The 24,631-nt window shown below is 40.1% G+C and carries 26 protein-coding genes; 16 read left to right on the forward strand and 10 right to left on the reverse strand.

Annotation, left to right across the window (positions count from 1 at the left end; genetic code table 11):
- Positions 1–42 precede the first annotated feature (42 nt).
- The 10 genes from KK487_RS18660 (at position 43) to KK487_RS05645 (ending at position 9,847) form a co-directional block, all read left to right on the forward strand.
- Positions 43–165 carry a DUF6890 family protein gene (locus KK487_RS18660; protein WP_502934577.1) on the forward strand — a complete coding sequence of 41 codons (123 nt, stop codon included), beginning with the start codon at positions 43–45 and terminating at the stop codon, positions 163–165.
- Complete coding sequence (locus tag KK487_RS05605; RefSeq protein WP_215522036.1) at positions 166–1,920, forward strand: phage tail tape measure protein; 1,755 nt, start codon at positions 166–168, stop codon at positions 1,918–1,920.
- Positions 1,917–2,252, forward strand: a complete 336-nt coding sequence (locus KK487_RS05610; protein WP_024603008.1) for a DUF2590 family protein — start codon at positions 1,917–1,919, stop codon at positions 2,250–2,252. The genes KK487_RS05605 and KK487_RS05610 overlap by 4 nt, the downstream gene beginning before the upstream one ends.
- Positions 2,252–3,448 carry a baseplate J/gp47 family protein gene (locus tag KK487_RS05615; protein WP_215522037.1) on the forward strand — a complete coding sequence of 399 codons (1,197 nt, stop codon included), beginning with the start codon at positions 2,252–2,254 and terminating at the stop codon, positions 3,446–3,448. Before KK487_RS05610 ends, KK487_RS05615 begins: the two co-directional genes overlap by 1 nt.
- The gene (locus tag KK487_RS05620) at positions 3,445–4,074 is read left to right on the forward strand and encodes a hypothetical protein (protein WP_215522038.1); all 630 of its coding nucleotides are present in this window, start codon (positions 3,445–3,447) and stop codon (positions 4,072–4,074) included. The genes KK487_RS05615 and KK487_RS05620 overlap by 4 nt, the downstream gene beginning before the upstream one ends.
- A gap of 3 nt (positions 4,075–4,077) precedes the next feature.
- Positions 4,078–6,468, forward strand: coding sequence for an SGNH/GDSL hydrolase family protein (locus tag KK487_RS05625; RefSeq protein ID WP_215522039.1), 2,391 nt, complete (start codon positions 4,078–4,080; stop codon positions 6,466–6,468).
- A 13-nt stretch (positions 6,469–6,481) separates the two neighbouring features.
- Positions 6,482–6,973, forward strand: coding sequence for a baseplate complex protein (locus KK487_RS05630; protein WP_215522040.1), 492 nt, complete (start codon positions 6,482–6,484; stop codon positions 6,971–6,973).
- Positions 6,973–7,662 (forward strand): hypothetical protein, encoded by a 690-nt coding sequence (locus tag KK487_RS05635; protein ID WP_215522041.1) that lies wholly within the window; start codon positions 6,973–6,975, stop codon positions 7,660–7,662. Before KK487_RS05630 ends, KK487_RS05635 begins: the two co-directional genes overlap by 1 nt.
- A 2-nt stretch (positions 7,663–7,664) precedes the next feature.
- Positions 7,665–8,408, forward strand: coding sequence for a hypothetical protein (locus tag KK487_RS05640; protein WP_215522042.1), 744 nt, complete (start codon positions 7,665–7,667; stop codon positions 8,406–8,408).
- Between the two features lie 674 nt (positions 8,409–9,082).
- Positions 9,083–9,847: a class II glutamine amidotransferase gene (locus KK487_RS05645; RefSeq protein ID WP_013464565.1), complete on the forward strand. Its 765-nt coding sequence runs from the start codon at positions 9,083–9,085 to the stop codon at positions 9,845–9,847.
- A gap of 113 nt (positions 9,848–9,960) precedes the next feature.
- On the opposite strand, the gene KK487_RS05650 is transcribed toward KK487_RS05645, so the two are convergent.
- The 5 genes from KK487_RS05650 to cmoA all read right to left on the reverse strand — a co-directional run bounded on the left by KK487_RS05650 (position 9,961) and on the right by cmoA (position 14,317).
- Positions 9,961–10,758 carry a DUF3108 domain-containing protein gene (locus KK487_RS05650; RefSeq protein ID WP_036956948.1) on the reverse strand — a complete coding sequence of 266 codons (798 nt, stop codon included), beginning with the start codon at positions 10,756–10,758 and terminating at the stop codon, positions 9,961–9,963.
- Positions 10,712–11,359 (reverse strand): phosphoribosylglycinamide formyltransferase, encoded by a 648-nt coding sequence (purN, locus tag KK487_RS05655; RefSeq protein ID WP_036956951.1) that lies wholly within the window; start codon positions 11,357–11,359, stop codon positions 10,712–10,714. Before purN ends, KK487_RS05650 begins: the two co-directional genes overlap by 47 nt.
- Complete coding sequence (gene purM / locus KK487_RS05660) at positions 11,359–12,411, reverse strand: phosphoribosylformylglycinamidine cyclo-ligase (protein WP_016899473.1); 1,053 nt, start codon at positions 12,409–12,411, stop codon at positions 11,359–11,361. Before purM ends, purN begins: the two co-directional genes overlap by 1 nt.
- 196 nt (positions 12,412–12,607) lie before the next feature.
- Positions 12,608–13,576 (reverse strand): tRNA 5-methoxyuridine(34)/uridine 5-oxyacetic acid(34) synthase CmoB, encoded by a 969-nt coding sequence (cmoB, locus tag KK487_RS05665; RefSeq protein ID WP_024600781.1) that lies wholly within the window; start codon positions 13,574–13,576, stop codon positions 12,608–12,610.
- 15 nt (positions 13,577–13,591) lie between these two features.
- Complete coding sequence (cmoA, locus tag KK487_RS05670; RefSeq protein WP_036956952.1) at positions 13,592–14,317, reverse strand: carboxy-S-adenosyl-L-methionine synthase CmoA; 726 nt, start codon at positions 14,315–14,317, stop codon at positions 13,592–13,594.
- Positions 14,318–14,433: 116 nt separating this feature from the next.
- Here cmoA and KK487_RS05675 point away from each other — a divergent pair, with 116 nt between their 5' ends.
- Complete coding sequence (locus tag KK487_RS05675) at positions 14,434–15,117, forward strand: DUF3334 family protein (protein ID WP_036956953.1); 684 nt, start codon at positions 14,434–14,436, stop codon at positions 15,115–15,117.
- Between the two features lie 204 nt (positions 15,118–15,321).
- On the opposite strand, the gene KK487_RS05680 is transcribed toward KK487_RS05675, so the two are convergent.
- Entirely contained in the window at positions 15,322–15,819 is a 498-nt protein-coding gene (locus tag KK487_RS05680; protein WP_016899476.1) for a M48 metallopeptidase family protein, read from the reverse strand.
- A gap of 27 nt (positions 15,820–15,846) precedes the next feature.
- Positions 15,847–16,695 (reverse strand): DUF72 domain-containing protein, encoded by an 849-nt coding sequence (locus KK487_RS05685; RefSeq protein WP_036956974.1) that lies wholly within the window; start codon positions 16,693–16,695, stop codon positions 15,847–15,849.
- A gap of 237 nt (positions 16,696–16,932) precedes the next feature.
- Here KK487_RS05685 and aspS point away from each other — a divergent pair, with 237 nt between their 5' ends.
- The 4 genes from aspS (at position 16,933) to KK487_RS05705 (ending at position 21,878) form a co-directional block, all read left to right on the forward strand.
- Positions 16,933–18,711, forward strand: coding sequence for an aspartate--tRNA ligase (gene aspS, locus KK487_RS05690; protein WP_036956955.1), 1,779 nt, complete (start codon positions 16,933–16,935; stop codon positions 18,709–18,711).
- Positions 18,712–19,342: 631 nt separating this feature from the next.
- Positions 19,343–19,861, forward strand: coding sequence for a DUF6795 domain-containing protein (locus KK487_RS05695; protein WP_036956956.1), 519 nt, complete (start codon positions 19,343–19,345; stop codon positions 19,859–19,861).
- A gap of 321 nt (positions 19,862–20,182) precedes the next feature.
- Positions 20,183–20,704, forward strand: coding sequence for a DUF6795 domain-containing protein (locus KK487_RS05700; protein WP_024601630.1), 522 nt, complete (start codon positions 20,183–20,185; stop codon positions 20,702–20,704).
- 13 nt (positions 20,705–20,717) lie between these two features.
- A complete protein-coding gene (locus KK487_RS05705; RefSeq protein WP_235190299.1) occupies positions 20,718–21,878 on the forward strand; it encodes a lipase family protein in 1,161 nt (386 codons plus the stop codon).
- 221 nt (positions 21,879–22,099) lie between these two features.
- On the opposite strand, the gene KK487_RS05710 is transcribed toward KK487_RS05705, so the two are convergent.
- Positions 22,100–22,423 carry a hypothetical protein gene (locus tag KK487_RS05710; protein WP_008111621.1) on the reverse strand — a complete coding sequence of 108 codons (324 nt, stop codon included), beginning with the start codon at positions 22,421–22,423 and terminating at the stop codon, positions 22,100–22,102.
- A 129-nt stretch (positions 22,424–22,552) separates the two neighbouring features.
- Here KK487_RS05710 and KK487_RS05715 point away from each other — a divergent pair, with 129 nt between their 5' ends.
- Positions 22,553–23,299 (forward strand): alpha/beta hydrolase family protein, encoded by a 747-nt coding sequence (locus tag KK487_RS05715; protein ID WP_024601632.1) that lies wholly within the window; start codon positions 22,553–22,555, stop codon positions 23,297–23,299.
- A gap of 104 nt (positions 23,300–23,403) precedes the next feature.
- Here the strand turns inward: KK487_RS05715 and KK487_RS05720 are convergent, their stop codons facing one another.
- Together KK487_RS05720 and KK487_RS05725 are read right to left on the reverse strand one after the other, a co-directional pair.
- Positions 23,404–23,973: a hypothetical protein gene (locus KK487_RS05720; protein ID WP_024601633.1), complete on the reverse strand. Its 570-nt coding sequence runs from the start codon at positions 23,971–23,973 to the stop codon at positions 23,404–23,406.
- The gene (locus KK487_RS05725) at positions 23,970–24,581 is read right to left on the reverse strand and encodes a M35 family metalloendopeptidase (RefSeq protein WP_024601634.1); all 612 of its coding nucleotides are present in this window, start codon (positions 24,579–24,581) and stop codon (positions 23,970–23,972) included. Before KK487_RS05725 ends, KK487_RS05720 begins: the two co-directional genes overlap by 4 nt.
- Positions 24,582–24,631: the final 50 nt, after the last annotated feature.

Below are 24,631 nucleotides of genomic sequence, written 5' to 3' on the forward strand. Positions count from 1 at the left end.
TCGAATCAGCTTGAACAACTATTTATTTTACGTCGTCATTTATTGCCACACGAAAATGACGACGAGCAAAGCTTAGCCCGCGCTGGTTGGTTATATAAAAACCAGCGCGAAAACTTAGAAAACGTAATAACCAATGCAGTGTGCAAAGCCTTTGGGGGCAAGTAAATGAGTTTACCGCAACCGCTAATGTTTACCGTTGGCATGATTGACCAAATAACAAAGCCTATTGCCAAAGTAAGCAATAGCTTAAATGGGTTAACCAACGACTATCAACGCGGCACCATGAAAATGGCGTCAGGCGTTGCGGGTATTGCGGCCAGTGGTTATGCACTACAAAACGCACTCATGCCAGCCATAGAAATGGATCGCGCATTGGGCGAGGTTAAATCATTAGGTGTTCGCGAATCGGCATTAAAACAACTAACCGATACTTCATACGAATTTGCCCTTAAATACGGTAAATCATCTACCGAATTTGTTAAATCAAGCTACGACATACAAAGCGCGATAGCCGGATTAAACGACAACGACCTATCAGCGTTTACACTATCGAGCAACGTATTAGCCGCAGCCACCAAAGCCGACGCCGGCACTATTACCAATTACATGGGTACCATGTATGGCATTTTTAAAAACCAAGCTAATGCCATGGGTAAAAGTGAGTGGGTAGAGCAGCTAACAGGCATGACGGCTACCGCCGTACAAGCGTTTAAAACAACAGGCGCTGAAATGTCATCGGCGTTCACATCAACTGGTGCTGAAGCAACAAGCGCCGGCATTGGTATGAACGAGCAAATGGCCATACTCGGTACATTGCAATCAACTATGTCTGGCAGTGAAGCCGGTACAAAATATAAATCGTTTTTAGCCGGTGTAGGTAAAGCGCAAGACGCGCTTAATTTAAGTTTTACTGACAGCCAAGGCGCTATGCTGCCAATGGTTGACATACTAAACCAAATTAAAGGCAAATACGGCGAAACCATAGACGTAGCCGAGGGCGACGAACTTAAAAAAGCATTTGGCTCAAGTGAGGCCGTAGGCACTATAAAATTACTAATGAACGACATTGACGGTCTAGGAAAATCAATAAATGACCTAGGCGACGTTACCGGCATGCAGCAAGCTGAAAAAATGGCTATGGATATGACGGACCAAAGTGAGCGACTAAGCCAAAGCTGGTTTGTTATTCGTGCAGCGTTTGGTTCAGCAATACTCCCAGCCTTTAATGACTTTGTTGGCTTGATTGCAGATATGGGATCAGGCGTCTTAAGTTTTACTGAAGAGTTCCCAACATTAACAAAATGGCTTGGTTATGCCGCAGTTGGTGTGCTGGCATTAGTGGCCGCAGGCGGTTTAATTTCTGTTGTAATGGGAGCTGCAACTATGGCCATGACTGCGTGGAATACGGCAACAATGATTGGCAGAGGGATAACTGCTGCGTGGACTGCATCAATCGCATTTTTAAAAGGCGCCATGCTAGCGCTAAATATTGTGATGTATGCAAACCCAATAGGATTAATTGTGGCTGGTATTACTTTAGCCATAGCAGCCGTGGGCGCATTAGTTTATTACTGGGATGACCTAAAAGCCACCATGGGCGAATGGGGTTGGATAAAAGCCATTGGCGGTATTTTTAGCAGCGTTTGGGGTGGCATAAAAAGCATATTTAACGACACCATGGATTGGATAATAGACAAATTAAACCTGATCCCCGGTGTTGATATTGATACCAATATTGCAAGCACTTCTGTTGCAAGTATTAGTGCAATAGAGCCAATCAGAAGTAAAGCCGAAAAAGGCGGTATTACCCAGCAAATTAGCAATGCCAACCAACAAAAATCAACACACATTGCCAGCGTAACGATTAACCCAGCCAAAGGCGATACCAATTACATGAACTTTGTTGAGATGCACTCATGAGTATTTATATCGACCTACATATTAAGCATGGCGATGTGGTGTTAGATGCAGGGCACAACCCCATGTATTTAACCGATCGTGATGTGATTGCTCAAGACATTGTGCATGCGATTTTAGACACTGGCCTTGCAAACTTATTAGTAAGCGACCGAGGAACTGGCGTTACACAGGACACCCAAACCCAAATAAAACTATTGGTAGAAGATGATGTGCGCATTATGCCAGGCACGGTAAAAGTTGAGCAAAACGAGAATCAAAAAGGCCAATGGTGGGTACACGCTAAAACCATCGAATTTGGCGCTATTTCATCATTGATCATAGAGGCGCAATAATGGCTGATTTAACCCCAATAATTGACTTTAAACGCATTGTAGAAAAAGCGGGTATACCCACCACAGAAGAGGGCTGGAAAACGCTATTTAAACAAGACGTAGATGAAAGCGGCAGTATTATTGCTAACGACTCGCCTTATTCACCATTTTGGCGACTTATTAGCGCGATTGTGGCAAAGCCTGCCACATGGGTAGTGAACAAAATATTAATTGAAAAAATACTGCCTAATCTGTTTTTGCAAACGGCCACTGATAGCGAGTTTATTGAAGCCAAAGCATGGGAGCACGACCTAACCCGTAAAAGCGAAGAGCGCACCCAAGGCAAAGTGCGATTTAATCGCGCAGCAATTACAGGCCCAGGTTTATTAATTAGTGCTGGCACGGTAATACAAACCGACGCGATAAATGGCACAGTTTACCGTGTGCTAACGGTTGATGATGTAATTTTACCTGAAAACCAAGCAAGCGTATTAGTGCCTGTTGTTGCCGAAAACGCAGGGGCAGCATATAACCTAGGCGCAGGTTACTACCATATTTTACCTGAGTCGGTAACGGGTATTAGCAGCGCCATAAATGATGAAAACTGGCTTGATGCGCTTGGCGCGGATGCCGAGACAAACCAAGATTTAAAACTACGCACCCGTAACGCATTTACCGCTGCAGCGCCTTGGCACATTGACGCCGTTTATCGCGCTATTTTAACCCAGCGCAGTGGCCTTGATACCGACAATATATTTTTTGAACACGATGCACCGCGTGGCCCAGGTACTGCCAATGCCTATATTTTGTTAGACACCGGTACACCCAGCCAAAGCTTAATTGATGATTTAAACGAATACGTAATGGAAAAAGGCTTCCATGGTCATGGCGACGATTTACAAGTAATTGCCATGCCAGGTGTAAATGTGAGTGTAGGTGTAACTGTTTACCCGCATGGCTATTTATTAGCGACCCAAGTAACCGCATTGCTAACAAACGTTGAAAACTTTATACGCAGTGCGTTTAGGGAAAACACAGATTACACAGTGACTAAAACACAACCCGCTAGCCGCTTTAGCTTTAGCCGATTAAGCCAAGAGTTACATAGAGAGTTTGACGGTATTGATTCATTAAATTGGCATCAAACAGATATAACCAGCCAAAACAATGTGCCTCGCTTAAACACGTTAACCATTGAAAACGGTAATGCACTATGAACATTAACTGGCAAGTGCTAACTAAAATGCCTTACTGGCTGGCTAGGCCAGCAAGTGAGCTAGATAAACTACGCCAAGGCGCTGTTATTTATTGGCAGCGTGTAGCCGACATGCTGGCATGGCCTGCTAAGCAGCTTGACCCAATGACTGCCGAACTTGAGTTGGTTAATTTGCTTGCATGGGAGCGAGACATTACCCAAATACCTAACGAAACAGAGCTAATGTACAGAACGCGCGTTAAGTATGCTTTGCCATTTGCTAAAGGGGCAGGCAGTAAAAGCGGCTGGATTGATATGTTTGAAAAGCTCGGTATGCCATGGATAACCATTGATGAGCGAATAAGCACGGTTGATTGGGATGTGGTGAGTTTGCAACTGCTGGATGCCGACTTAGGGGAACGACAAAACCTAATAGGCGCGCTATGCAGGCAGTATGGGCGAACAACACGCCGTTACGAGTACGTAACCATAGCCAAGCAAACTGTAGCTGCCCCCCCTAAAAACTTTGATGGTGATGGTGAATTCACTATAGCCAAATTAAATACCAATTTATTACCAACAAACCGATTTATGACGATGGACAGCCATGCTGAATTTACCGTCGCAAATGTTAAACAGGAGTACTAAACCATGGCACAAGTTATAACCCTTGCAGGCGAAAAGTTATTTGCAACTAAAGCACAAGCAAACCAGCAGCTAGATATTGATACCTTTATTTTTGCGAACGTAACAGGGCAAGACCCAGCCGCCGCAATTGATCGTAACGAAGGTATTCCAACTAACGCGGTTGTGCATCAACAAAATGTGCAACAAACAGGCAGAATTAACGACAACGTAGTTGTTTACTCAACCGTGCTCGACAGCGTAACAGGCCCATTCGAATTTAACTGGGTAGGTCTGTATTCATCGGTAAACCAAACATTGGTAGCCATTAGCCATGTACCAACTGTTGCTAAAACAATTACCGCGCCAGGTAGTGCCGGTAATACCTTAAATCGCAATTTTGGTATTGAGTACTCTGGAATTGCTGATCTTGCTGGTATTAGTGTTTCACCGCAAACATGGCAGTTAGATTTTACTGCACGTTTAAGTGGCATGGATGAACTAACCCGCCAGCTAGCAAGCGATATGAACGGCAAAGACTGGTTTATTGATGATGGCTTTAAAGTAGTACCGCGCTCAACAGCAAATACATTTAGCGTAACGCCTGGCATAGGTTATGTAAGCGGCCTGCGCGTAGAGCTAAAACAAGAACAAATCTTAACAATACAAACCTATCCTCAGTTTGTGTATGTAGATGCTTATTTTGATGGCGATGCTTACAGTGTATGGTCACCAAAATGCAATTTTTTTATCTCCAGTGAAGATGCTATTGATTATATTGACAGTAATGGAAGAAAGCATTATTTAGTTAAATTATCTATTATTGAGTCATATGATAATGTGCTAGATGTTCGCAATAAGAGCAAATTCCAAGAAAGCTTAAATAATAATATAGACACCATTGCAAAAGGTATTAGAGCTGCTGCAGGGTTATTAAAAACAAATAATAGGCAAGTGGTTATAACTGGTGATAGCTTGAGCTATAACTACCAAGATTTTGACGATGTTCCAAGAAATAACGCGGTGGATTGTTACCCAGGAATGAATAGCTGGTCATTTATGTTGAGAGATTTAATGATGAGATCAGATCCATCATTTGAGCTTATAGAGGATATGGTTGATATTGGGAATTTAACTATAAAAGGTGAATCTTCAACATTAAAGTTCAATCAAGCTCCTCAAAGTCAAATGTTCCCGTTTAATGGCCGAGTTGCTACATTTAGGGGAAACATTAACGATGATATTTCTCCTGAAATTAGAATGGAAGTTCAAAATACAGGTGATTCTGATTATGTTTATATATTACAGCTAATGGCTCCAACCGTTTCAAATCTAAATGCAAATTGTAAACTTAGCGTTGATGGAGTGATTGTTTATAATAGCTTGACAAATAAATCAATAGGACAAAAATTTAGAGGGTTTGAAATAAGACAAATTGAAGTGCCGATTCCAAATGATGGCGCACTTCATGAAGTTAGGTTACATGAGTTTTCTCAGGCAAGTGAAGAGCCTGAGCAAAATGGGAATATACTATATAATTTGATTGGCTGTACTTCAAAAAGAACTAATGTTGAGTTATCAGGGACAGGTGGTTACACCTCATCCCAGCTTTTATCTCAATGGGCAAATAAAGTAACAAACTATAACCCTGACTTAGTTATTTGCATTGTTGGGGCTAATGATGCTTATAAGAATACAAATATTGATGTATTCAAAGAAAACATAAGAGAAATGAGCCGGCTTGCAAAGGTATCTAATGATGGGTGCCAAATACTATGGCTATCTACGCCTTATTCAAACGAGGAACTAGTAACAAATGTGGTTGCACAAAAATATGTTAATGCCTTAAGAGAAGTTGCAATATCAATAGAAGACAGCTTTATTAACATAGTTGAATTTTTTAAAGATGTGCCACCTGAATTGTATCGTTTTGATAATATTCATTGGAATAAAGCCGGCAACCAGATGCTAAGTCAATATATTGCTAGTGTACTTGGTTTTGAAGAGGGAAAAGAAGGTTTAAAATCATCTTATTCATTAATTTTAGGGCAAGACACTCCTAATACTAAAATTGTTAAGAATTCGACCATAAAATTAGCAGGTGCTCCAAACTCTAGCAATAAAAAATTTTCTATTGAGAAAGTTATGGGTTTAGGTAATGAGGTTTTATCCGCTGAAGGTATATTCCCTGCTGTTATTGAAATAACAATGAGAAGAAAGCTTAAACATTATAAAGACATAAGAATAGCAAAGGTAGATTATGTAAATAAAACATATTTAACGCCAATAACTAGTATGGAGCCAGAAAATAACAAACTAAGGTTCGCAGTTATAAATCCAGACGGTTCTAAAATATCAGATACCGAATGGGATCTAAGTTCAGGTATTGATATGCGATTCACAGTATCGTATTCATAAATAGGAATTTATTATGCTTGCATTAAATTCCTTAACGATGGCCCTTAAATCACTTCGCATTACAGCAAGTCAAGAGCTTGCCAGCGAAGACGCCAGTGGCCAATCATCAAGTACTGATCAGGCTGAAACCGGTATTAAGGCTAAAACGTTGGCTGTGAGTGGTTTTTTACCTTTCACTATGGCTGATAACTTGGCCGATTTGTTTAATTTAGCCGAAGCGACTGAGGGCGGAGCGCGTGTTATTTATCGTATAAGTAATCGCACTGCAAATACGCTGGGGGTTAAACAAGTACGTTTTAGCAGTAAAATTGAAGCGGTAGAACAAGAAACTACTCGACAATGGGCGGTAAGCTTTACGCTTAGTGAATGCCGGTCGGTGCCTGAAAAAGTAGAGGAACGTGCTCCCCAAGCACAAGCTAATCAGCAAGGCGGTGAAAGCGAAGTGCAATACGCTAATTTACAACAGCACCTTCAAGATAACTTTGCAAAACTGAGAACTGCATAATGGCCACCGCTAATGCTCGTTTTATTGCACGTGCTCATATCAATAATGAAACAGTTGATATGAAAGATCACTGGGTAGTGCTGCAGGCATCAACGCCAGGCAATTGCCAAATAACAGTTAACCAAAGTGTGGCTAAGTTAGCGCCGGTTGCGGTTGATTTAGGTTGGGGCGATATGGTTGACCGAGTATTTAACGGCTATGTTGAGCGTGTACTACCTGCGGTTAATGGCTGGTTTACGCTTTTTTGCCGTGAATGGTCTGCATCACTTGCTTACAATTTAAGTGTAATGCTGAGGCATCCAAATATGCGCCAAGTGCTTGATGAAATAACAGCACAAACGGGCGTTGAGTTTGTAATACCCGATAAAGCTTATGCCAATACCGCAATACCGTGCTTTTACTCTGATAGTTCAGGCTATGCCATACTAAACAATATTGGCCGTGCGTTCCGTATTGCTGATTTTGTGTGGTATCAACAAGGTAACGGCAAGGTATTTGTTGGCAGCTATGCTGATTCGTTTTGGTTTGATAAACCAGTAACAATAGCAAAAGAACTCATGACCGATCATCAAGCTGGCAAAACCGCAAAAATGCCAGCCGCCCCAATGATACGGCCAAACGTAACAGCCAATAACGAACGTATAACCGCCGTTGAGTTTCAAGGCACAAACATGCAAATAAGTTGGTAACAATGGAAAAAGCGATATTAAGAATTGTGCGTCGGTTATTTCCAGAACTAACCGGCCAATTACATTTACCGCGATGGGGTAGAGTAGTTGCTTTGCCAGAACTACCGGCCATCGATGGCGAACGTGGCAGCGATGCGTTTTATCCTCGCTATGCGGTAAACGTTCAGCTAATTGACGAAAACGGAACAGACACCAAATCAAAACCACTTCAAGCCGTGCCACTTCCATTACCTGGTGCAGGCGATAAAGCAGGGCGACTAGAACCGCCGGCTATTAATTCAATTGTAGAAATTGGCTTTGCCTATGGCCGAGCCGATAAACCATTCATTAGAACTGTATTGCCCTTTGGTTGGGACTTACCTGCAATCAAAGAGGGTGAAACCCGTACTCAAGTACGTGAAGGTGTTTATCAGCATATTGATGATCAAGGGAACTTTGAAAACAAAACAGATGAATCATTAAAAGAAATCATTGGCAAATTAGCAGAGCTACAGTGTGAAACACGCAAAGTAATAGCCAGCAAAGAGCAAGAGCATAAAAGCCCTAAAACGTGGTTAGGTAGTGACAGCGAGAACGTACTTAAATTGCTATCAGAGCTAATGGCAACAGTAAAAGATATAGCAACAGAATGCGCAACACATAAGCACAGCCCAACAATGGCACCACCAATAACCGCCGCAGTATTCACAAGCAAAGCAGGTGAAGCAGCAGCCCAAAAATCTAGGTTAGACCCAATAACAAAATAACACACAAGCCATTCAAACAAGCCCAGCATCACGCTGGGCTTTTTAGTGCCTGCCACTCGCTGCAGTAAAGTTATCGCTATCTATGTTGGCCAGCGAGGTTCTAGCCACGGAAAGTAGCCCCACACAGAATGTGCGCCACGAAATCCGCACTCTTCCTAACCCTCCTGCGCGCTCTTTACCGTTATTTTTTTACAGTTTTAAAGTGCTTCATTTAAACCGCCAGCCAGCGCCCCATATAAGGTTCTTAGCGGATCAAGGATCTGAAAAGATCGTGATTAATTTCATTGTTTTACAGTTTAACCGCCTGTAATTTATAAAGAATTAAAAATAATGAAACTAATAAACAATAACTTAGCTCGTTTACGTGAGGTTTTAAGGATCGGGGCGTATTTTAAGACAGGCAACAAAATCAATATAAAACAGATACTTAATAAAAAACAAAACTGAAATTTAAAAACACTAAAAAAGCATGCAAAAAAAATCGATTTTTGGAAAAGCTAAACACATAACTGTTTGCCTTTATTCTGGTGATGTTTAACAATGTCACTATCAAGCTTATAAATAATTTAAATTTAGCGTTACAAAAACAAAACAACGACCAAAACTGTGACCAAAAGAAAATTTTAATTTCATTTTTATTTATAAGTAATTATTTTTAAAGGTTTATTTGTTTTATGTGTGAATTACTTGGCATGTCAGCCAATGTGCCAACGGATATTTGTTTTAGTTTTTCAGGGTTGTTGGAGCGCGGTGGCAATACGGGGCCGCATAAAGATGGCTGGGGCATTACTTTTTATGAAGGCAAAGGTTGTAGAACCTTTAAAGATCCCGAGCCAAGTTACCAGTCAGAAATAGCTAAATTAGTTAAAGCTTATCCGATTAAAAGCGTATCAGTTATTAGCCACATTCGCCAAGGAAATCGAGGTCGGGTATGTCTTGAAAATACTCATCCGTTTACTCGTGAATTGTGGGGGCGTGAAATAACCTATGCTCATAACGGGCAGCTTTCAAATTATCATGATTTAAAACCTGAATATTATCGACCTGTGGGTAATACCGATAGCGAGTTGGCATTTTGCTGGTTGCTTGACAAAATTCGTGAAAAGTACCCGCAGCGACCAAGTAATATGGCGTCGGTTTTTAGATATGCGGCTAAGCTTTCGCATACGCTACGTGAAAAAGGCGTGTTTAATATGTTATTGACCGATGGTGTATTTGTTTTAGCGTATTGTACTAATAATTTACATTATATAACGCGCCGTGCGCCATTTGGTAAAGCAACACTTATTGATGCTGATATGGTGGTCGACTTTCAACAAGAAACCACGCCAAACGATGTGGTAACGGTTATAGCAACAAGGCCGCTAACCAACGATGAACGCTGGCAAAAAATGCAGCCAGGAGAGTTTGCGTTATTTAAAATGGGTGAATTAATGTAGGTTGGTAGAGTAAAACGAAACCCAACTTAAAGTTTCAAATCTAAGTATTAAAATGAAAAGCCCAAGTTATGGTTGTCATACTTGGGCGTTTCGTATTGCATCTTGTAAGTAATTTATTCGGGGGTTATTTCGTTTTTAACTTGTGCAGGTAAAGCCGGTGGAGTGATCACGGTAAACGATTTCATCTGCACTTCAAACTGTTCCACACCTTTTTCACCTTTCCACATGCGCACGAGCATATAATCCATTTCTGGGGCAAACCATGCTAAGGCTTGGCGTTTGTCATTGTCGTATAAACGTTTTACTTTAATGGCTTCTACATTACCTATAGGTAAGGAAATCATTTCGGTTTCTACCACTTCAAAGTCGTAGTCACGGCAATTACCTTTTTTATCAACCAGTGGAAACGAAAAACTGGTTTTTCCTTTTTTAAGTCCTTCTCGAACTTGCACTTGATAAGAAATACCATCTTGGAAGTTATCATGCCATTGGCATTTTAACGGGTAGTCGCTGGTGTTACTGGTGACAGTTTGTGTTTGACGATCAAAGTTAATTTCATACTTTTTGTCAGGCCCAGTCCCCGTGCGGATCATAGAGTACTGAATAGGCTCTACTTTATCGTTAGCAAAGCTAAAAGTTGATGACTCTTGACGTGAGTCAGAGAAAATCATCCATTCAATATCGCTATGGTAAGTGACTTGGTAGTTATTATTATCGAGTTTTTTAAGCGTCCGCTCGGCTGTACCATGATTTGCGCCTTTGCGCAAAATATCGTAGCTGGCTTGATACTGGGTTAACTCACCTGCAATCAGGCTGGTAGGAAGTAATAAAGTGCCCGCACATAATAGCCAGGCACTTAATTTTTTATTTTGGGTAGTGCGCGCCGTGTGCAGGAAGTTGTTTTTCGTCAAGAACTGCATAATCTGCTTCCATCGTAAGTCGTTGTTCACTGAACCACTTGACCACCAAAGGATAAATTATGTGCTCTTGCGCATGCACACGCTTAGCGAGCGTGTCTGCTGTATCGTCTGCTAATACAGGCACTTTGGCTTGAAGAATAACGGGTCCGCCGTCTAATTCTTCAGTAACAAAGTGAACACTAACGCCGTGAACGTCGTCTTTTGCATCAATTGCTCTTTGGTGGGTATTCAGCCCCTGATACTTAGGCAACAAAGATGGATGAATGTTCAACATTTTTCCAACATATTTTTGCACTAAGCTAGGAGTTAGAATACGCATAAACCCAGCTAATACAACTAGATTTGGTTCAAAAGAGTCAATTATATGCATTAACTGGGCATCGTACGCTTCGCGTGAGTCAAACTCTTTATGACTCAGCACGTGTGTGGCAATACCTGCATTTTTTGCACGCTCTAACCCATAAGCGTCTGCTTTGTTACTAATAACAGCCGCTATATGGGCGTTTATCTCGCCGCTTTCACAGGCGTCTATAATGGCTTGTAAATTTGAGCCACTGCCTGAGATCAAAACTACTAGACGAGTGGGTGCCATTACGCAGCACCACCTACAATTTCAACTTGCTCTTCGCCAGCAACTGCATCTTGGATTTCACCAAGGTGCCATGCGTTCTCGCCAAGATCTTTTAAGATATTTAAGCTATTTTCAAGCTCATCCGCAGGTACAACTAACACCATGCCTACACCACAGTTAAATGTGCGGTACATTTCATGTGTTGTAATGTTGCCGTTTTCTTGCAACCAGCTAAACACACTTGGCCACTGCCAGCTATCACCTTTAACAACCGCTTTAGCAGATTCAGGTAATACGCGTGGGATATTTTCCCAAAAACCGCCACCAGTAATATGCGAAAGGGCATGCACGTCTACTTGCTTGAACAACTCAAGTAATGGTTTAACGTAAATACGTGTTGGTTCTAAAAGATGCTCACCTAAGGTTTTGCCATCAATCACTTGATTAGTATCAGCGTTAGAGACTTCTAAAACTTTACGAATTAAAGAGAAACCATTTGAGTGAGGACCGCTAGAAGCAAGGGCAATAAGTTGATCGCCTGCAGCTACTTTAGTGCCATCAATAATTTTTGATTTTTCTACCACACCGGTACAAAAGCCTGCCATGTCGTAGTCTTCACCATCATACATACCTGGCATTTCAGCTGTTTCGCCACCAATTAGGGCACAACCTGAAATTTCACAACCTTTACCAATACCGGTTACTACGTCGGCTGCTGTGTCTACATCTAGTTTACCCGTTGCATAGTAATCTAGAAAAAACAGGGGTTCAGCGCCTTGTACTATTAAATCATTTACACACATCGCAACTAAGTCGATACCTACAGTATCGTGCTTTTTAAGGTCAATTGCTAAGCGTAACTTAGTGCCAACACCGTCAGTGCCTGCTACAAGTACAGGTTGCTTATAACCTTCAGGAATTTCGCAAAGTGCGCCAAAACCACCAATTCCGCCCATCACTTCAGGACGACGAGTTTTTTTAACTACGCCTTTAATACGCTCAACAAGTGCATTACCAGCGTCGATATCTACGCCCGCGTCTTTATAGCTTAGAGACTGTTTTTGTTCGCTCACAGGTTTTCCTCAAAATAGTTGTTTTGATGCTTACTTAGAAACGCGCGTATTTTACAACAATTGCAAGGGCGCGGCTAGTTGAAATCTGGATTTGATTTTAAAGACAAGGACACTTGTCCGCTAGTTGCTGTATTAGTAAACAAAAAAAGCGCCCAATGGCGCTTTTTAATATGGAAATAAAAATTAATACTACAAATTAGGCTTTAGCTGTAAGTATCGCTCTAAGTGGTGCAGGGTAGCCTTCAATGGTTTTACTGGTGTCAGCAGGGTCTAAAAAGTCAACTAAAGATTCGTTTTCCATCCAGTCAGTTTTACGCTGCTCGTCGAGCGTTGTAATAGCACAATCTTTAATTTGCACATCTTTAAAGCCAACACGTTCCATCCACAATTTTAATGCCGCAGTGCTTGGAATAAACCATACATTACGCATTTTCGCGTAGCGGTCGGTCGGTACTAATACGGTGTTTTCATCGCCTTCAATAACTAATGTTTCAAGCACCAGCTCACCACCTGGGCGAAGCTGTGCTTTTAATTGCGCTAAAAAGTCGATAGGGGAACGACGATGATAAAGCACCCCCATTGAAAATACTGTATCAAACGCTTTGAGCTCTGGCAGGGCTTCTACACCTAATGGTAACAAATGCACGTTTTCATCTGGGTTAAAGTGTTTAATTGCCTGAAACTGGCACAAAAATAAGTCAGATGGGTCAATACCCACTACAAATTGAGCACCTTCACCGCGCATACGCCATAGGTGATACCCCGAGCCACAACCAATATCTAATACAGTACGGCCTTTTAATGGCTCAATATGCGGCAGGAGTCGATCCCATTTCCAGTCGCTGCGCCATTCGGTATTTATTTCAATACCGTGAACGTTAAACGGGCCTTTACGCCAAGGCATCATCCGCTTTAATAAATGCGTGGTTTGCTTTTTTTCGCCTTCAGACATTTCGCCAGGCGCACCTATTGCTACTTTGCTGACAATATCAACTTGGTTTGTTGATACCTCGGGTAAGTTTTTCAGCACTTTTTGCCATTGTGGCAAATCGCCATGGCTTGCCTCTTGTTGCCAATGCTTTAATTGCGCAGGCAAGGTTTCTAGCCAGTGACTAAGTGGGCTTTGTGCAATCGCAGCGTAAAATTGGTTAAACCATGCAGACATGTGTCACTCTCTAAATTATTTAATTGCTACCATTGAGCAAAAATTAAAACATTGATACCACACTTGCGTTTGGCTAAAACCAATGTCGCTTAAACGTTGTGTATGTGTACTAAGTGTATCGGGGCGCATTACGTTTTCAATGGCAGTACGCTTTTGGCTTATTTCAAGCTCAGAGTAGCCATTATGGCGTTTAAAGTCGTGGTGCAAGTCAATCAGTAAGTTATCGCACTGCTCGTTTTCGGCTTTAATTTTTTCACTTAATAACAAAACGCCACCGGGCTTTAAATTAGCGTATATTTTTTCAAGTACCGCTTTGCGCTGCGCAGGTGGTATAAATTGCAGGGTAAAGTTCATTGCCACTACCGACGCGTTTTGTATATCAAGCTCGTTAATATCACCTAAGGTAACCGTTACAGGAACGTCTGATCTAAATCCTTGTAAATGGACCTTACAACGTTCAACCATGGCTTGTGAGTTATCTACAGCAATAATGTGGCAGCTATCGGTTTTAATATTACGACGCATACTTAAGGTTACTGCCCCTAATGAGCAGCCCAAGTCGTACAGGTTAGAATTAGGCTGAGCATACTCACCCGCTAATTTTCCCATAGTACTTACAATAGTGGCATAACCGGGTACCGAGCGTTGGATCATGTCGGGAAATACTTCAACCACGTTTTGATCAAAACTAAAGTCTTTTACTTGTTGCTCAGAGGCATAAATACAGTCTTTTATACTCACGAAGGCAGTCTCTTTGAAAATAATAGTGCTATTTTAACATTTTATGCTGGATAGTCAGTGATAAATTCAGTAGCTTGACTAGAATTATGAAGAATAAGTATAAAAGAGATTATTAAATGAGCAAAAGTAAGATTATTAGTACCGACGATATATTAGCAACATTATGCCACTCAGTAACGGGTGTACTTTCATCAGCCAGCGGCAACGAGATCAGCTATTCAGCCATGGTACAAAAAATAACGCGTACTTGTATGCGACCAGACATAGGCTGTTTTGTTTTATTTGACGGGGGCTTTACCGGCTTAGTTGTTACCAACTTTACAGCGCAAGCGGCCATGGAAATATACGGCGATTATATGCGTAACATGGGTATGCCAGAAGACGAAATCGCACACAGCCACTTATCTGATGACGTTTCAAACGTGATGGGTGAGTTGATGAACCAAATAGTGGGCGACTTCACGTCAAAAGTGCGTGAACAGCTGCATACCTCTATTACCCAAAATCAGCCAAAAATGATGGCTATTAATAAACAAGTGCAAATATCGGTTGATACCACTATGGATCGTCCGCAAGCACGTCGCGTAACGTTTACGACTCGCAACCAAAATATCTTCTATTTAGAATTAGCGATGGATAAAACAGAGTTTATTAAACTTCACGACTTTGACATTGTAGAAGCGATAGACCCAGACGATATTATCGAAAATGAGGCTAAGCAAAAAGCGGATAAAGAAAAAGCGAAACAGCCAAAGCAAGATGATAGCGATGACGACTTTATGGCCGAATTAGGGCTTTAACGTTTTTACGTAGGCTGGGTTAAGTGAAACGAGACCTAACACGCTTTTAAGCTCTTAGCTGTCAGATTAGAAAGTGACAATAATAAAAACGCGATTTATATCGCGTTTTTTGTTAACGAGGGCTTTCATTGTGAACTCGTGTGTCATTATTTTGGCTGACCGCTGACCGCTGACCGCTGACCGCTGACCGCTGACCGCTGACCGTCAATTATACGGATTCTCACCCATCGCAATAGCCACACAAAAAATCCGTAAATCTAGCTCTAGCTGATGGTACTGTGGCTCCATATGGCAGCACAGTTTATAAAAGCCTTTATTGTGGTCTTTTTCTTTAAAATGCGCGAGTTCGTGCACCACTAATGCTTTTAATAATGGCTCTGGCGCGCGCAGTAAATCGCTGTTTATTGCTAAATCGTGCTTGCGGGTTTTACCTTGCATACGGTACGTGTGGGTACCGAGCGCATTGGTAACCATATCACCTTGTTTTTTAAACGCAGCGCGTCCAAATGGCGGGGCGTTTTTTAAATACTGCTTTTTAAGCTCAGTGGCGTAGCTATACAGTAACTTATCACTGGTAATACGATGCGCCTGCGGGTATTTTTTAAGTAAATACTCACTTACTTTTCCTGCTTTTATTAGGCTTAATACTTGCTCAACGATATTGGCAGGGTAGCCGGTAAAGTAACGTGCGTATTCACTCATTATTGTCTCTGTATTTTGAATTTATTTTTAAAAAAGTGCTTGCTGGTGGGCTTCTTTTTCGCCACTAAATGGATTGAGTACATTGTGATTATACCCCAAATCTTGGCAAAACTGGCGAGCCAGCAGCGGCGCTTGGCGGTTATCAGCGGTATGAAAAAACACATAAGGACTTTTGCCCTCATCAAGCCACTGAGTTACTTTGCTAAGCCAAGGCTGATAAAAGGTCTTATAATCGTTTTCTAAATCAGCAATAACAAAACGTGCCATAGGCTGCGAGCCCGTAGCAATAGCGTGAACTGGTAAATGCGGTTTTTTCTGTTGTGCGTCTATTAGCGCTTCGGTGGTTGGCTTTACTGCAAAGAGCGCCCGAGTATCCATAGCAATACGGTTTATATTATTTGCCATTAAAAGCTGATTAAGTGCGATTTCGGCCTCACCTTTTTTAAAAAAATCAGGGTGGCGTACCTCAACCCCATAGTTTAGCTCTTTAGGAAGTAACTCAATAAAAGCGGCAAGCTTAGCTAAATGTTGTGGCGCAAACGCTTTAGGTAATTGCAGCATTATTTGCCCTGTTTTTTCAAATAGAGGGGCGAATAAATTAAGCCAATTAGTTAGCTCATGTTGCACGTTAGTAAGTTGGAGTTCGTGACTAAAGCGCCGATGAAATTTAAAGGTAAATTTAAACTCATCAGGTACACTGGCAGCCCATCGTAATACAGTGTCAGGCGAGGGATCGGCGTAAAAGCTAGTATTACCTTCTACCGAATTAAAATGCTGCGCATATTCGCTAAGCATATCGGCATTTTTACACTGGCGTGAAAATAAATTTCCTTTCCATGCGCTGCTCGACCACTGCGGGCATCCAATATATAGCATACAAACAAAAGCCTTGTTATAAAGTGCCGGTAGTGTAACAAATAACAAAACAGTGCGCTGTAAATTCCACCCCGAAAGGTAAACACGCCCTAGCATCTTCAACCTACTTGGGTATAATGCAGGGCTTAATTTGATTATTTTGAATTGCTAGCGGCTTTATTTTCATTTTGGTGTTTATAAAAACTTTTAAAACAACAGTGTTTAACCGCTATATGCCTTTTATCTGACAGGAAAACTATGCGCTCTATATACTGCGGACAGCTAAATAAAACTCACGTAGATCAGGAAGTTGAACTATGTGGCTGGATCAACAAACGACGTGACCTTGGTGGACTTATCTTTGTCGATTTACGCGATAGAGAAGGTTTAGTACAAGTTGTATTCGATCCGGAAGTTGAAGGATTAATGGAAACAGCTAACAAACTTCGTCAAGAATTTTGTGTTCAGTTAAAAGGGATTGTACGCGCTCGCCCAGATAGCCAAGTAAACAAAGATATGGCAACTGGCGAAGTAGAAATTTTAGGCACGGGTTTAACGATTATTAACCGCTCTGAGCCTATGCCACTTGATTTTAACCAAGTGAACTCAGAAGAACGTCGTTTAAAATACCGTTATTTAGATCTACGTCGTTTAGAAATGAGCGACCGCATTAAATTACGTGCTAAAGCAAGCAGCTTTGTACGTCGCTTTTTAGATGAAAATGGCTTTTTAGATATCGAAACGCCAGTACTAACTAAAGCAACGCCAGAAGGTGCTCGCGATTACTTAGTACCAAGTCGTGTACACAAAGGTAGCTTTTACGCATTACCGCAGTCGCCACAGTTATTTAAGCAATTGTTGATGATGTCGGGTTTTGACCGTTACTACCAAATTGTTAAATGTTTCCGTGATGAAGACTTACGTGCTGACCGTCAACCTGAATTTACTCAAATAGATTTAGAAACCTCGTTCATGAGCTCTGATCAAGTACGTGGTATGACAGAAAAGATGATCCGTGAAATGTGGCAGTCATTACTAAATGTTGATTTAGGTGATTTCCCAATTATGCCTTACTCTGAGGCAATGAGCTTATATGGTTCTGATAAGCCAGACTTACGTAACCCAATGAAGCTAATTGATGTAGCCGATTTAGTAAAAGACGTAGAGTTTAAAGTATTCTCAGGCCCAGCAAATGATGAAAAAGGCCGTGTTGCAGTGCTAACTGTTCCAGGTGGTGCATCACTTTCTCGTAAGCAACTAGATGACTACACTAAGTTTATCGGTATTTACGGTGCTAAAGGTTTAGCATGGATGAAAGTAAATGACCGCGATGCAGGCGTTGAGGGCGTGCAATCGCCAATCGCTAAATTCTTAAATGAAGATGTGATCACGCAGTTACTTGAACGTACTAATGCACAAACAGGCGATATCATTTTATTTGGTGCGGATAAACGCAACACCGTAAATGAAGCCATGGGCGCACTTCGTTTAAAAATTGGTATTGATTTAGAAATCACTAATTTAGATAGCTGGGCACCACTTTGGGTTGTTGACTTCCCAATGTTTGAAGAAGATGACGAAGGCACATTACACGCTGTACACCATCCATTTACTGCACCAAAAGATATTAGTGCCAGTGAGCTTGAAGCAAACCCAGCAGCGGCTATTTCAGATGCTTACGATATGGTATTAAACGGCTACGAAGTGGGCGGTGGCTCGGTACGTATTCACAATGCAGATATGCAAGAAGCGGCATTTAGAATTTTAGGTATTGAAGCGCAAGAGCAACAAGATAAATTTGGTTTCTTACTTGATGCTCTTAAATACGGCACACCGCCGCATGCAGGTCTAGCGTTCGGTTTAGACCGTTTAGTTATGTTGTTATGTGGTACTGATAACATTCGAGACGTTATTGCTTTCCCTAAAACAACACAGGCATCGTGCTTATTAACCGATGCACCAAGCAAAGCTAACAGCGATTCGCTGACAGAGCTTGCAATTAGTGTAGTTGAGAAAGAATTACCAAACGAAGAATAAAGCTAGTTAAACCATAGTGTTTAGTTAGATCAAAACCCCTTAGGCTAAATACCTAAGGGGTTTTTTGTTTTGCATAACCCAATTTAGGTACTTTATATTTATAAGCGAGTTATTTAAAGAAAGTCATTATTTCCATCAGTCATTTTCAAACTTTACAGCAAATGAAAAGCGCTTTAGCGATATTTCTGATGAAGAAATATTCTCTTTTAAGACAATCATCTTTTATTAACATAATGGTGTTAGCACATGCTGTTAAAAAGAAAATTTTCAGGAAGTTATCAGTTCAAGTTTATTACTCATGTTACTAAACCAAGAACAAAAAAATATATTAACTTGAATCGGGGAGCTGCTTTGATCAAAGGCGAAACTAAAAAATAACTATTAAAGCACCTTTATAATATTAGGCTTATTATAAAGGTGCTAGATAGGAGAGTGGAGCAATAGTAATTGCTTAATTTATGCAAGATCTAACAGGATATGTGATCAAAAGAAAGATGCCAAATTAGCTGTTGTTTAAGCTAATTTGCAATTTTATATGTTTTGTTATGTTCACTTTTTAACAAGGATGTTAGTAATATAAATATGGAGTCTTTCCTGCTTTGTCAGCTAACGGTAACTTGGAGGTTCGCTGATGTCATTTTCTGAAATATTGAGAAAGATCAATAATCATATTGGTACTCATAAAGTCCATTTATGTCCCAAAGTAAAAGGCCGTTTAGTTAATTACGGAACTCCTCTTGCTAATGTAAAAATATCAAGAACACTTAGTTATTCTGATGGTAAATACACAAAAGATGAGTGTTTTACAGATAGCAATGGCGCATTTGAAATGCCAGAAATGAGCTTAAGATCCAGCCAACCTGCTTTGCTATTAGCTGAAAGGTTTACTTCTCAGAGGATATTTGCGCATTATGAAAATGATGTTTTCTTATTATGGTCAAGTGAGAATTCAGGTATAAACACGAAACCTGCATACGCAAAGAAGTTACGGACCTTAAATGGTGATATTTCTGACGAAGAAATCTTATTCTCTTTTAAGGATAATGATCTTTTTCATGAATATAAAGGCATTAGTATATGCCGTTGGAAAGAAAATTTTCAAGAAGTTAACAATGATGATCTATACAAGTTTATTGGTCAGGATAGCTAAACCAGAATAAAAAATATATCAACTTGAATGGGGGCTGTTTTTGTCAAAGGCGAAACTTAAAAGGTAACTATTAAAGAACCTTTATAATATCAAGCAAACTAAACACTTGTTAGATAGTAGATTGGAGCAATAGTAGTTGCTTAATTTATGCAAGATCTGACAGGATATGTGATCAAAAGAAAGATGCAAGAGTAGCTGTTATTTTAGCTAATTTGCAATTTTACATTTTTTTGTTATATTGCTTTTTTTACATGGATGTTGGCAATATAAATATGGAATATTTCCTACTTTGTCAGCTAACGGTAACTTTAAGGTTTGCTGATGTCATTTTCTGAAATATTAAGAAAGATCAATAATCATATTGGTACTCACAAAGTACATTTATGTCCCGAAGTGAAAGGCCGTTTAGTTAATAATGGTGCGCCTCTTGCCAATGTAAGAATATTAAGAACACTTAGTTATTCTGATGGTAAATACACAAAAGATGAGTGTTTTACAGATAGCAATGGCGAATTTGAAATGCCAGAAATGAGCTTGAGATCCAGTCAGCCTGCTTTGCTAATAGCAGAGAAAATAAGATGGCAGGAAATTACAGCTCAATACGGTGGCGACAACTTTATATTATGGTCAAGTAACCCTAGTGGAATTTCTGTTATTCAAGAGTATGTCGATAAGTTGAACTCGTTGAATGGCGACATTATTAATGAGGAAGTTTTTTTTTCTTTTAAAGGTACATCGTGTCAGAATTCGTACTGTGCAAAAAGTATCTGTCGATGGGACGACGATTTTGTTTTAATAGATCTTGAAGCCGATTTTGAACGGATGATAAGCGGAATTTTATAATAAGGATATTGGAATGAGTACAAATATGAATGTATTAACACCGGAGTTAGCAGCATTGTTTGCTTCGGTAGCTTATGATGTAAACCGTAACGGCGGAACTCAAACAAGTCTCTACCATAGTAGGTTGGCAGTAGGGTTTTCTTTTGAAAGTGATAATTTGCAAGCAATTAGTGGCAGTGTTTTAGAAAGAATATTTAAACATACAACTCCTTTCGGCTGTATAGCAAAAGGCAAACGAGGGCCATTTGAAGGTGACTTTGTAATAGCCTTAAGAGGGACGGAAAAGAAGCGTGATGTTATTACTGATTTACACTGTGGTGTGAATACATGCGCTAATGGGCAACCTGTTCATGCTGGATTTAATAACACTTTTAATTCATTAAAGCAGCAGCTTGAAGATTACTTCAAATTAGCCGCTTCGCAATCAAAAACAGGTCTAAATATTCATGTTGTTGGTCATAGCTTAGGAGGTGCGTTAGCTAATCTAGCTACAAACTGGTTAAAGAAACACTTTAACGCTAATGTAAAACTATATACCTTTGGTGCACCTAGAGTGGGGTATCCAAGCTTTGCACTAAAAACCGTTTATGCGACCGATAATGGTATCTATCGTTGTGTCCATGCAGGTGACCCAGTTCCGCTAGTGCCTGTATGGCCTTTTGTGCATACCGAGGATGAATACATATTGCATGGTGCACCGACGATAACACCAAAAGCTCACAGTATGACGGAAGAAACACCAGGGTATTTACATACTGCTAGTTGCTTTAAGAGCTATGCTGCAATCAATAAAGGGAAGGAATCTAGATTAAGACGACAAGTAAAACTTGATTATGATAAGCGCTTGCAGGCTAGGCCCACAACTCGTTGGGCAAGAACAATTGGCGAAGCAATTATAACTCATTTACATGCGTCAGGCAGATTACATGCGATACAAGCTGATATTTCAAATACCCTTACGGTTTACGATAAAATTGCAAAAGTGTTAGCAGACAGTATTGATATATCAAAAGGTAACGCCGAAGATGTAAGAGGTATTTTGGGGCACATTCTCTCATTTTGTGGATTACCCTTTAAAGCCATTGAATTAACTTACAAGTTTATAAGGAGTACTTTAACTCTAATGATAAACACCTTGACCAGTATGGCAAAACTAGCACTCAAAGGTTTATAGCACGGTGCTTGGTGTGGAAGTTAAGTAAGGCAGGTATTGATTGGCAGCTTTAATTGCAAGCAGTTCACACACATCTGCATGTATTACTGTTGCTTCGGTTACGAAGACCAATCAGCACAATAAGCTGTAGTAACTGCAAATTTAACTGCAATTATTATCGATGAAATACAATTGCAGTTTAGCCGCAAGAGCTTACGGCTAATACGTTATTATATTTACTATTAGCAAGCAGGGCCATTTTTGTTGCGCGCGCTAGCAAGTGCGCGAGCTATGCTCAGTAGCTCAGGCGAAATATCATCCGCGCCATCTTTAATTAGTTTAGTTACATCACCTGATGAATATAAACTATCACGCGGTGATTTAATCCCAAGCTCTCTCACAAAGTCTTTGGTTTTACCTGTACTGCCGGTTTCAATAAACTTAAAAATAATACGTTCGTTGTTACTTTTCGGCTCGGCTTGTAACACTTTAATTTCTTCTTGGTAGGCTTCAATTCTACTTTGTAGAATGTCGATGCGTTGTTCAATGCTGCTGTATGATTTCATGAATGGATTCTTTTGCGATAATAGTAAAACAATAATCGCTATTATCGCACAAATTAGTAAAGGAGCGTGCTAACCTTTATAATAAAAATTAATACTAGTTAAAAATATATAGATAATACAATGAAATGCATGTTAAAAATTATAAAAAAGCGTTTAATATTAAGTGCGCTGACTTTAAGCACTGCGCTATTTGCATCATCAAGTTATGCCCAAGACGATGTAGTGATTGATGATAGTCGTAATCGCTCTATACCTGTAAATATTACCCTACCAACTAACCACCTTAAGTGCAGCGCGCAAGTCAAATGCCCAGTGGTATTTATAAATGCGGGGTATGGCATTAGCCACAATGAATACACTTTTGCGAGTAAGTTATTTAATGCGCAAGACTATTTAAGCATTGCGGTAGCGCATGAGCTTAAAAGTGACCCTGCACTTAATGGTGCGCAGCCATACCTGACTACCCGTATGGAAAATTGGCACCGGGGTGTTGTAACACTCAAGTTTTTAGTCAACGAGCTAAGTGTTAAATACCCTGAGTATGAGTTTACAAAACTCACTTTATTTGGTCACTCAAATGGTGGAGATATCTCAGCCTTGTATGCAGCTATTTACCCAAATGAAGTAAGCCAATTAATTACGCTCGATCACCGCCGCATGTTATTGCCACGCAATAAAAACATACATGTGCTCACACTTCGAGGTAGTGATTACCCAGCCGATGCGAACGTGCTTTTAACCGACCAAGAGTTAACGGTTTATCCCGTTACGCAAACGTTTATAGCAGAATCACGCCACAACGATATGTACGATGGCGGGCCTAAATGGCTGGTGGATAGAATGAGTAAAGAGGTAGCGGCGTTTTTAGATAATTAGCTAAGATATATATCAAGCCAACATTATGCTGGCTTGATATATAAAGGTTTAAGCTGACGCAGAATTTTTAGTGCGATCAAACAAAGCATGTATATTATTGCAGGTTACCCTTGGGGTGTAGCAAACTGCTTTATTGGTTGTTCCTTTATTTCCATATCTTCTGTAGGAATTGTTAAAAGTGAATAGTTTGTTCTAATTGTGATGATATCGGCAAATTTACCATTAATGTACAAATTTACAAATGGGGTAAGTGTTCCCACCAGATACCTCTTACCTGGATCTAATGCAAACCTCTTTTCTATGCCTTTTAGTTCAATAAATTTGACTTCTAGGGGCTCGAATTCTAATGATGACAATTGCTTGTAGGCGCGTCTGCGTCCCTGTATGGGTTGCTCTGACATACCTGTATCTAAGTTATTCTCTTTTAAATCGTAATAACTATTTTCTTCAAATACATACATCGAGTTTAAATCGATTCCTTGCTTATTAAAAGCGAGAGAGCTTAGCTTAACTTTATATGGTGTTGTGTTAGCTAATCTGATATTCGTTATACACTTAGTATCTATATGACAAAAAGTGAAAGAGGAGGTAGCGATAGGACTTTCGATAGCTTCTTCATTAGCAAACGATGAGTAACTAATCAAACAAAATATAGTAATAATAATTCTTTTCATTGGGCTGCTCGTACTGCACTTTCAAATGCGTATGAAGAGGATAAAATTTCTTTTCTATCTTGGGCGCTTTGGTTTATTCGTGCGTTTCGAGCGATTATATTAAGCTCTTTCATAGCTGTTCTAGCGTTATATGCTGTATCTTCAGAAGTCCATACCGCGTGACTAAACTCGTGAACGATAGTATCAACTTTTCTGTCAGTTCCTACTTCGAAAAAGCTCTTACCAAACCCTATAATTCCATATCTATCATAATAAGTAGCATCTCCAAACCCTGTGCATTTATAAAGTTTATGAGGGGTTAAAAGCATTGAGCCGATAAGGTTTATTATTTTGCGTGCTTGGCGAATTAGAAATGTTCGTGTTGCCTCAAAATTAATTGAATTAATAAAACCATATTGTTTCATAATTGATTCGAATTTTTCTTTTTTCTTTTCATCTAAGTTAGCAGGGTTGTGTAATATATTAATAAAAGTTGTTAATGCTTTTGGGGTAATTAGCATAGCTATTTCAATTTGTTTTAGTTCAGATAAAGTTAACTCGATACCTGTTTTGTTTGTTACTTCGTAAATTGAAAAGTTATTGCGCTCATAGTAAGTATTTTTATTCATACTATTTATACCTATCCTTGGTTATATAATTTTACTAACAAACTACTAGA

The sequence above is a fragment of the Pseudoalteromonas sp. SiA1 genome, assembly GCF_018732205.1.
GTDB lineage: Bacteria > Pseudomonadota > Gammaproteobacteria > Enterobacterales > Alteromonadaceae > Pseudoalteromonas > Pseudoalteromonas tetraodonis.

Coding starts and splice junctions, on each gene's coding strand:
- KK487_RS05605 (WP_215522036.1), top strand. CDS start 166: ATGAGTTTACCGCAACCGCTAATGTTTACCGTTGGCATGATTGACCAA.
- KK487_RS05610 (WP_024603008.1), top strand. CDS start 1,917: ATGAGTATTTATATCGACCTACATATTAAGCATGGCGATGTGGTGTTA.
- KK487_RS05615 (WP_215522037.1), top strand. CDS start 2,252: ATGGCTGATTTAACCCCAATAATTGACTTTAAACGCATTGTAGAAAAA.
- KK487_RS05620 (WP_215522038.1), top strand. CDS start 3,445: ATGAACATTAACTGGCAAGTGCTAACTAAAATGCCTTACTGGCTGGCT.
- KK487_RS05625 (WP_215522039.1), top strand. CDS start 4,078: ATGGCACAAGTTATAACCCTTGCAGGCGAAAAGTTATTTGCAACTAAA.
- KK487_RS05630 (WP_215522040.1), top strand. CDS start 6,482: ATGCTTGCATTAAATTCCTTAACGATGGCCCTTAAATCACTTCGCATT.
- KK487_RS05635 (WP_215522041.1), top strand. CDS start 6,973: ATGGCCACCGCTAATGCTCGTTTTATTGCACGTGCTCATATCAATAAT.
- KK487_RS05640 (WP_215522042.1), top strand. CDS start 7,665: ATGGAAAAAGCGATATTAAGAATTGTGCGTCGGTTATTTCCAGAACTA.
- KK487_RS05645 (WP_013464565.1), top strand. CDS start 9,083: ATGTGTGAATTACTTGGCATGTCAGCCAATGTGCCAACGGATATTTGT.
- purN (WP_036956951.1), bottom strand. CDS start 11,359: ATGGCACCCACTCGTCTAGTAGTTTTGATCTCAGGCAGTGGCTCAAAT.
- cmoB (WP_024600781.1), bottom strand. CDS start 13,576: ATGTCTGCATGGTTTAACCAATTTTACGCTGCGATTGCACAAAGCCCA.
- KK487_RS05675 (WP_036956953.1), top strand. CDS start 14,434: ATGAGCAAAAGTAAGATTATTAGTACCGACGATATATTAGCAACATTA.
- KK487_RS05680 (WP_016899476.1), bottom strand. CDS start 15,819: ATGAGTGAATACGCACGTTACTTTACCGGCTACCCTGCCAATATCGTT.
- KK487_RS05685 (WP_036956974.1), bottom strand. CDS start 16,695: ATGCTATATATTGGATGCCCGCAGTGGTCGAGCAGCGCATGGAAAGGA.
- aspS (WP_036956955.1), top strand. CDS start 16,933: ATGCGCTCTATATACTGCGGACAGCTAAATAAAACTCACGTAGATCAG.
- KK487_RS05695 (WP_036956956.1), top strand. CDS start 19,343: ATGTCATTTTCTGAAATATTGAGAAAGATCAATAATCATATTGGTACT.
- KK487_RS05700 (WP_024601630.1), top strand. CDS start 20,183: ATGTCATTTTCTGAAATATTAAGAAAGATCAATAATCATATTGGTACT.
- KK487_RS05705 (WP_235190299.1), top strand. CDS start 20,718: ATGAGTACAAATATGAATGTATTAACACCGGAGTTAGCAGCATTGTTT.
- KK487_RS05710 (WP_008111621.1), bottom strand. CDS start 22,423: ATGAAATCATACAGCAGCATTGAACAACGCATCGACATTCTACAAAGT.
- KK487_RS05715 (WP_024601632.1), top strand. CDS start 22,553: ATGTTAAAAATTATAAAAAAGCGTTTAATATTAAGTGCGCTGACTTTA.
- KK487_RS05720 (WP_024601633.1), bottom strand. CDS start 23,973: ATGAAAAGAATTATTATTACTATATTTTGTTTGATTAGTTACTCATCG.
- KK487_RS05725 (WP_024601634.1), bottom strand. CDS start 24,581: ATGAATAAAAATACTTACTATGAGCGCAATAACTTTTCAATTTACGAA.